General features: G+C 66.5%; 3 protein-coding genes. All 3 read right to left on the bottom strand.

Translation table 11 applies throughout. The features are described 5' to 3' along the window. Positions 1-318: RNA polymerase sigma factor region1.1 domain-containing protein (locus tag B1C78_RS16520; RefSeq protein ID WP_281250614.1), on the bottom strand; the 318-nt coding region annotated here is incomplete at its 3' end. 59 nt (positions 319-377) lie between these two features. Next, complete coding sequence (dnaG, locus tag B1C78_RS16515) at positions 378-2,162, bottom strand: DNA primase (RefSeq protein WP_077280257.1); 1,785 nt, start codon at positions 2,160-2,162, stop codon at positions 378-380. Between the two features lie 86 nt (positions 2,163-2,248). Further along, on the bottom strand, positions 2,249-6,709 hold the full coding sequence (gltB, locus tag B1C78_RS16510) for a glutamate synthase large subunit (protein ID WP_077280258.1): 4,461 nt from the start codon (positions 6,707-6,709) through the stop codon (positions 2,249-2,251). Positions 6,710-6,775: the final 66 nt, after the last annotated feature.

Genomic DNA, 6,775 nt, shown 5'->3' with positions numbered 1-6,775 from the left:
GCGCATGTACATGCGCACCGGATCGGTGGTGCGACCGAATTCGCTGTCCACGGAAGCCAGCGCGGCGGCGGCCTCCTCGGCGGCGTCCTCGTCCGCGGACACGCTGCTGTCGGACAGGATCAGGGTGTCGCTGTCCGGGGCCTGTTCATGCACCGTGATCCCCATGTCGTTGATCATGGCGATGATGTCTTCGATCTGCTCGGGATCGACGATGGTGTCGGGCAGGTGGTCGTTGACCTCGGCATAGGTCAGGAAGCCCTGTTCCTTGCCTTTGGCAATGAGCTCTTTGAGACGTGACTGCTGTTCTGCGTGATCCATATCTTGCTGGTACCCGAAACTTTGAACTTGGGCCGAAGCCAAACCGCTTATTATAGCCCTCAGGGGGGCTTGCTTCCAGATTCACCGCCCCCTTCCGCCCCTTTTCGGGTGGCCAGAAGGGCTTTGAGTTCGCTTTTCTCCGCGTCGCTCAGGGGTTCGCGGGCTGCCTTGTCCAGCAGGGCCGTGGCACGCTGTTCGTCCTGCAGGGCGCGCAGCCGGCTGATGGCGTCGTTCAGCATGCGGGCGGGCGCGGCGTCATCTCCCGGGGGTGGTCGCCATTGGGCCAATTTTAGTAGAAAGCGGCCCTCATCGCTCCCGCGCCATCGTTCCAGCAGGCCCGCTGTGGTCAAGTTTGGGGCGTTTTCCAGGGTTTCAATGACCTGGGCAAGCAGGCCCGATCCGGCCACGTCACTGTGCTGCAGGAAGCGCCAGTCCTTGATTTCGCCTGCCAGGGCGGGGTCCTGGAGGATCAGGGACAGGGCCAGACGCACCGGCGTGACCGTCAGGCGCCGGGACGACGGACGTTGGCCGGCAGCGGACGGGCGGCGTCCGGAATCGGGCTGCGGGTGCGGCGTTTCGGCCGCCCGTGAGGAGAAATCCTGCGGGGAAACGCCACAGAGGCGCGCCAGATCGTTCACCAGCTGGGCCTTGAGGAGCCCCTCGGGCATGGCCGTGAGCAGGCGGGCGGCCTCGGTGCCCAGTCGTGCCCGACCCTCACGGGTGGTGGTGTCGAAGCGTTCCCCGAGTTGTTCCAGGAAGGCGTCGGTGAGGGCCTGCGCGCCGGCCTCGAGGCGGGAGAAGCCTTCGGCACCGATGCTGCGCACGAGGCTGTCCGGATCCTCGCCCTCCGGCAGGAAGAGGAAAGCCGCCTCCCGGCCGTCACGCATGACCGGCAGGGCCTGTTCCAGCGCACGCCAGGCTGCCTTGCGGCCCGCGGCGTCGCCGTCAAAGCAGAACACCAGCCGGGGCACGACGCGAAACAGGCGTTCCAGGTGTTCACGAGTGGTGGCGGTGCCGAGGGTGGCCACGGCGTGGGTGATGCCGTGCTGGGCCAGCGCGATGACATCCATGTAGCCTTCCACCACCAGCAGCCGTTCAAGGCGGGTATTGGCGCGCCGGGCCTCGAACAGGCCGTAGAGCTGGTTGCCCTTGTGGAACACGGGGGTCTCGGGCGAGTTCAGGTACTTGGGTTCGCCCTGACCCAGAATGCGTCCGCCGAAGCCGGTGACGCGGCCCCGGTTGTCCCGGATCGGGAACATGATGCGGCCCCGGAAGCGGTCGTAGACCTTGCCGCCTTCCTTGCGAATGGCCAGCCCTGCATCGACCAGGTGCTGTTCCTCGTACTTCGGCACGAGTGACGAAAGCAGTCCGTCCCAGCGGTCTTCGGCATAACCCAGGCGGTAGTCCCGGGCGATCTCGCCGGTGAGACCCCGGGTCTTGAGATAGTCCACCGCCTCGGGGCTGTGGCGCAGCGCTTTGGCATAGTGTTCCGCGGCCGCCTCCAGTACCTCGAACAGGGGCCGGTGCGACTCGCTGCGCTCGCGGCTGCCCGGGTCGCTCGGCACCTCCATCCCCGCCTGACGCGCCAGCTCCTCGATGGCCTCGGGAAAGGAGAGGTTGTCGTGTTCCATCAGGAAGGTGACCGCGGTGCCGTGCGCGCCGCAGCCGAAGCAGTGGTAGAACTGCTTTGCAGGGCTGACGAAGAACGATGGGGTCTTTTCCCCGTGGAAGGGGCAGCAGGCGGCGTATTCACGTCCCTGCTTCTTCAGGGTCACGCGCGCGTTGATGACCTCCACGATGTCCGTGCGCGCAAGGAGCTCATCGATGAAGTGCTGGGGAATCATGAGGGCAGGTTCAAGGTACAAGGGTAAAGGTACAAGGAAAAGGACCTAACCCCTTGTACTTTGTACTTTTGCCCTTGTACCTGCCGCTATGCGGCGGCCCTCAGATTCGCCAGCAGGCTGCGCAGCTCGGAGGCCTTGGGCTTGACCAGCCAGAAGTCGTGCAGGTAGGTGTCGAACTCCTCAAGGATCCCGGCGCCCCATGCGCTTTCGGTCTCGGTCACGAACTCGCGCAGGAGGTCCTCCAGGTAGTTGCGGTGTGCCTCCATGTGTTCGGTGTCCAACCGGTGCATGTCGATCAACTCGTTGTTGATGCGGTCCACGAAGCCGTTGTCCTGGTCCAGCACGAAGGCGAAGCCGCCGGTCATGCCGGCGCCGAAGTTCACCCCGGTGGGGCCGAGCACCACCATGACGCCGCCGGTCATGTACTCGCAGCCGTGGTCGCCCACGCCCTCCACCACGGCGATGGCGCCGGAGTTGCGCACACCGAAGCGCTCGCCGGCCAGACCCGCGGCGAAGAACTTGCCGCCGGTGGCGCCGTACAGGCAGGTGTTGCCGATGATGGTGGCCTCCTGGCTCTTGAAGGTGCTCTCGCGAGGCGGGCGGATCACCAGCTTGCCGGCGGCCATGCCCTTGCCCACGTAGTCGTTGGCGTCACCTTCCAGGACCATGTGCAGCCCGCCGGCATTCCAGACGCCGAAGCTCTGGCCCGCCGTGCCCCTGAAGCGCACGGTGATCGGCGAATCCGACATGCCGTAGTTGCCGTGGCGCAGGGCAATCTCGCCGGACACCCGCGCGCCGATGGAACGCTGGGTGTTGCGGATCTCGTAGCTGAACTCGCCGCCGCTCTTGTTCTCGATGGCGCTCAGCATGTCGGCCACCATCTGCTCGGCCAGTTCGCCCTTGTCGAAGGGCGCGTTGTGGGGCTCCACGCAAAAGCGCGGCTTGTCCTCCGGCACGCCTCCATCGGACAGGATCGGGTCCAGGTCCAGATTGCGCTGCTTGGGCGTCTCTCCGGGCAGGCGTTCCAGGAGGTCGACGCGGCCGATGAGGTCGGTGAGCGACTTCACGCCCAGGGCGGCCATCCATTCGCGTGTTTCGCGCGCCACGAACCGGAAGTAGTGCATTACCATTTCGGGCAGGCCGATGAAGTGGTGCATGCGCAGCACGTTGTCCTGGGTGGCGACGCCGGTGGCGCAATTGTTGAGATGACAGATACGCAGGTACTTGCAGCCCAGCGCCACCATCGGGCCGGTGCCGAAGCCGAAGCTCTCCGCCCCCAGGATGGCGGCCTTGATGACGTCCAGGCCGGTCTTGAGGCCGCCGTCGGTCTGCAGCCGTACCTTGTCGCGCAGGTCGTTGGCGCGCAGGGTGACGTGAGTCTCGGACAGGCCCAGCTCCCAGGGTGTGCCGGCGTACTTCACGGAGGTGAGCGGGCTTGCGCCGGTGCCGCCGTCGTAGCCCGAGATGGTGATCAGGTCCGCGTAGGCCTTGGCCACGCCGGCGGCCACCGTGCCCACGCCGGCCTCGGACACCAGCTTCACCGATACCAGCGCCTTGGGGTTGACCTGCTTCAGGTCGAAGATCAGCTGCGCCAGGTCCTCGATGGAATAGATGTCATGGTGCGGGGGCGGCGAGATGAGCGCCACGCCGGGGCTGGAGTAGCGCAGCTCGGCGATCATCTTGTTGACCTTGTGGCCGGGCAGCTGCCCGCCCTCGCCAGGCTTCGCGCCCTGCGCGATCTTGATCTGCAGCACCTCGGCGTTGACCAGGTAATGGGGCGTGACGCCGAAGCGGCCGGAGGCCACCTGCTTGATCTTGGACATGCGCTCGTTGCCGTAACGCGACGGATCCTCGCCGCCCTCGCCGGAGTTGGAGCGTCCGCCCAGACGGTTCATGGCCGTGGCCAGGGCCTCGTGGGCCTCCGGGGAGAGGGCGCCCAGACTCATGCCCGCGGAGTCGAAACGCGGCAGGATGGATTCGATGGGTTCCACCTCGTCGACCGGAATCGGGTCCACGTCATCGCGCAGGCGGAACAGATCGCGCAGCACCGTCACGGGGCGCTCGTTCACCAGGCGCGCGAACTCCTTGTAGGCCTCGTAATCGCCCGTCTGCACGGCCTTGTGCAGGGTCTGGATCACGTCCGGGTTGTAGGCGTGATACTCGCCCCCGTGGATGTACTTGAGCAGCCCGCCCTGGCGCAGCATCGCACGGCGGTTCCAGGCCTCCGCGGCCAGCGCCTTCTGGTCGTCCTCCAGATGCTCGAAGCGGGTGCCCCGGATGCGGCTTACGCTGTCCTTGAAGCACAGCTCCACCACGGTGTCGTCCAGACCCACGATCTCGAAAAGCTGCGCACCGCGGTAGGAGGCGATGGTGGAGATGCCCATCTTGGAGATGATCTTGAACAGACCCTTGTTTATGCCGCGCCGGTAGCCCTGGGCCACCCGGTCCACATCCGCCTCCGGGATCTCGCGGCTCTCCACCATGCCCTGCAGCGACTCGTAGGCCAGGTACGGAAAGATGGCGGTGGCGCCATAGCCGATGAGCACGGCGAAGTGATGGGGATCCCTGACGGTGCCGGTTTCCACCACGATGTTGGCGTCACAGCGAAGGCCTTCGCGAATCAGCCGGTGATGCACCGCACCCGTGGCCAGCAGGGCATGCATGGGAATGCGGTCTTCGCGGATCTGCCGGTCGCTGAGGATGACGATGACGGTGCCGTTGCGCACGGCCTGTACCGCCTGGTTCGCCACGTCGCGGATGGCGGCCTCCAGGCCCGTGGCGGGATCGTAGTTGAGGTCGATGACCGTGGAACGGAATTCCGGATCTTCCACTTCCTTCAGTTCCTGGAACTTCTCCTCGGAGAGCACCGGCGAGTCCACCAGGAGACGCGTGGCGTGTTCGGGCGTTTCCTCGAACAGGTTGCGTTCGCAGCCCAGGCAGGTCTCCAGCGACATGACGATCTGCTCGCGCAGCGGGTCGATGGGCGGGTTGGTCACCTGCGCAAACTGCTGGCGGAAGTAATCGAAGAGGGAGCGCTCGTGGCGGGCCGAGAGCACCGGCATGGGGGTGTCGTCGCCCATGGAGCCCACGGCCTCCTGGCCGGCCTCGGCCAGGACGCGAAGCACCTGGTCGCGCTCCTCGAAGGTGACGCCGAACATCTTCTCGTTGACGTCCAGCCGCACGCTGCCCATGGGCGCGCGCATCAGCGTGCGGTCCGTCAGCCGGGCCTTCAGGTGGCCGGCGTGGGCACGCAGCCACTGACGATAGGGCTGGCGATCACGATTGATGCGGTCGATTTCGTCGGGCAGCAGCAGTTCGCCTGTGGTGGTGTCAACGGCCAGCATCTGCCCGGGCTTGAGCCGGCCCTTGGTGACTACCCGGGCCGGGTCGTAGTCATAGACCCCGATCTCCGAGGCCAGCGTGATGTGGCGGTCGTCGGTGATCACGTAGCGGGCCGGGCGCAGGCCGTTGCGGTCCAGCGTGCAGGCGGCGTAGCGCCCGTCGGTGAGCACGATGCCCGCGGGTCCGTCCCAGGGCTCCATGTGCATGGAGTTGTATTCATAGAAGGCCCGCAGGTCCGGATCCATGTGGTTGACGTTCTGCCAGGCCGGCGGAATCAGCAGCCGCATGGCCCGGAACAGGTCGATCCCCCCGGCCAGCAGCACCTCGAGCATGTTGTCCAGGCTTTCGGAGTCCGATCCCTCCATGTTGACCAGGGGCTGCAGTTCGGAGAGTCGTGGCAGGTTGGGTGAGGAGAACTTGTGGGCACGGGCCAGCGCCCAGTTGCGATTGCCGCGCACAGTGTTGATCTCACCGTTGTGTGCCAGGAACCGGAACGGCTGGGCCAGGCGCCACTGGGGCCAGGTGTTGGTGGAGAAGCGCTGGTGGAAGACGCAGATCGACGTCTCCAGCGCCGGGTCGTTGAGGTCCGGATAGAACACCGGCAGGTTCTCCGGCATCACCAGGCCCTTGTAGGAGATCACGTGGCCGGACAGGCTCGGCACGTAGAACACCGGGTCATCCGCCAGTTCCACTTCGGCGCGCCGCCGGGCCACGAACAGCGCCCGCTCGAAGGCCGCCTCGTCCCGGCCCTCGCCGGCGTCAACGAACACCTGCTCGATGACGGGCAGGGTCTTGAGCGCCTCCGCGCCGCAGGCCCGATCGTCCGTGGGTACGGCACGCCAGCCGGCCACCGCCAGGCCTTCCGCTTCCAGATTGCGGTTGAGCACCTCCCGGGCCTTGTCGGCCAGGGCCGGGTCGGTGTTCAGGAACACGATGCCCGCGGCGTACAGGCCTGACAGCTCGATCCCCGCCTCGCCGGCCAGGCGGCGCAGGAAGGCATCGGGCTTTTTCATGAGCAGGCCGCAGCCGTCGCCGGTCTTGCCGTCGGCGGCGATGGCGCCACGGTGGGTAAGGCGTGCGAGCGCATTGATGGCGGTGCTGACCACCCAGTGGCTGGGCTTGCCGTCCATGTGCGCGATCAGGCCGAAGCCGCAGTTGTCGCGCTCGAACTCGGGGCGGTACAGGCCGCCGGTGGGTGCACTCACGTATGTCACTGGATGGTCTCCCAAGCGCGCGGCCCGGGGCGAAACACCGGGCCGCGCGCTTGGGAG

It is taken from the genome of Thioalkalivibrio denitrificans (genome assembly GCF_002000365.1).
GTDB classification, from domain to species: Bacteria; Pseudomonadota; Gammaproteobacteria; order Ectothiorhodospirales; family Ectothiorhodospiraceae; genus Thioalkalivibrio_A; species Thioalkalivibrio_A denitrificans.
This window is presented reverse-complemented; position numbering and strand designations above follow the sequence as displayed.

Bases quoted from the DNA above. Each gene is read 5' to 3' on its own strand.
- dnaG (WP_077280257.1), bottom strand. From the start codon at position 2,162: ATGATTCCCCAGCACTTCATCGATGAGCTCCTTGCGCGCACGGACATC.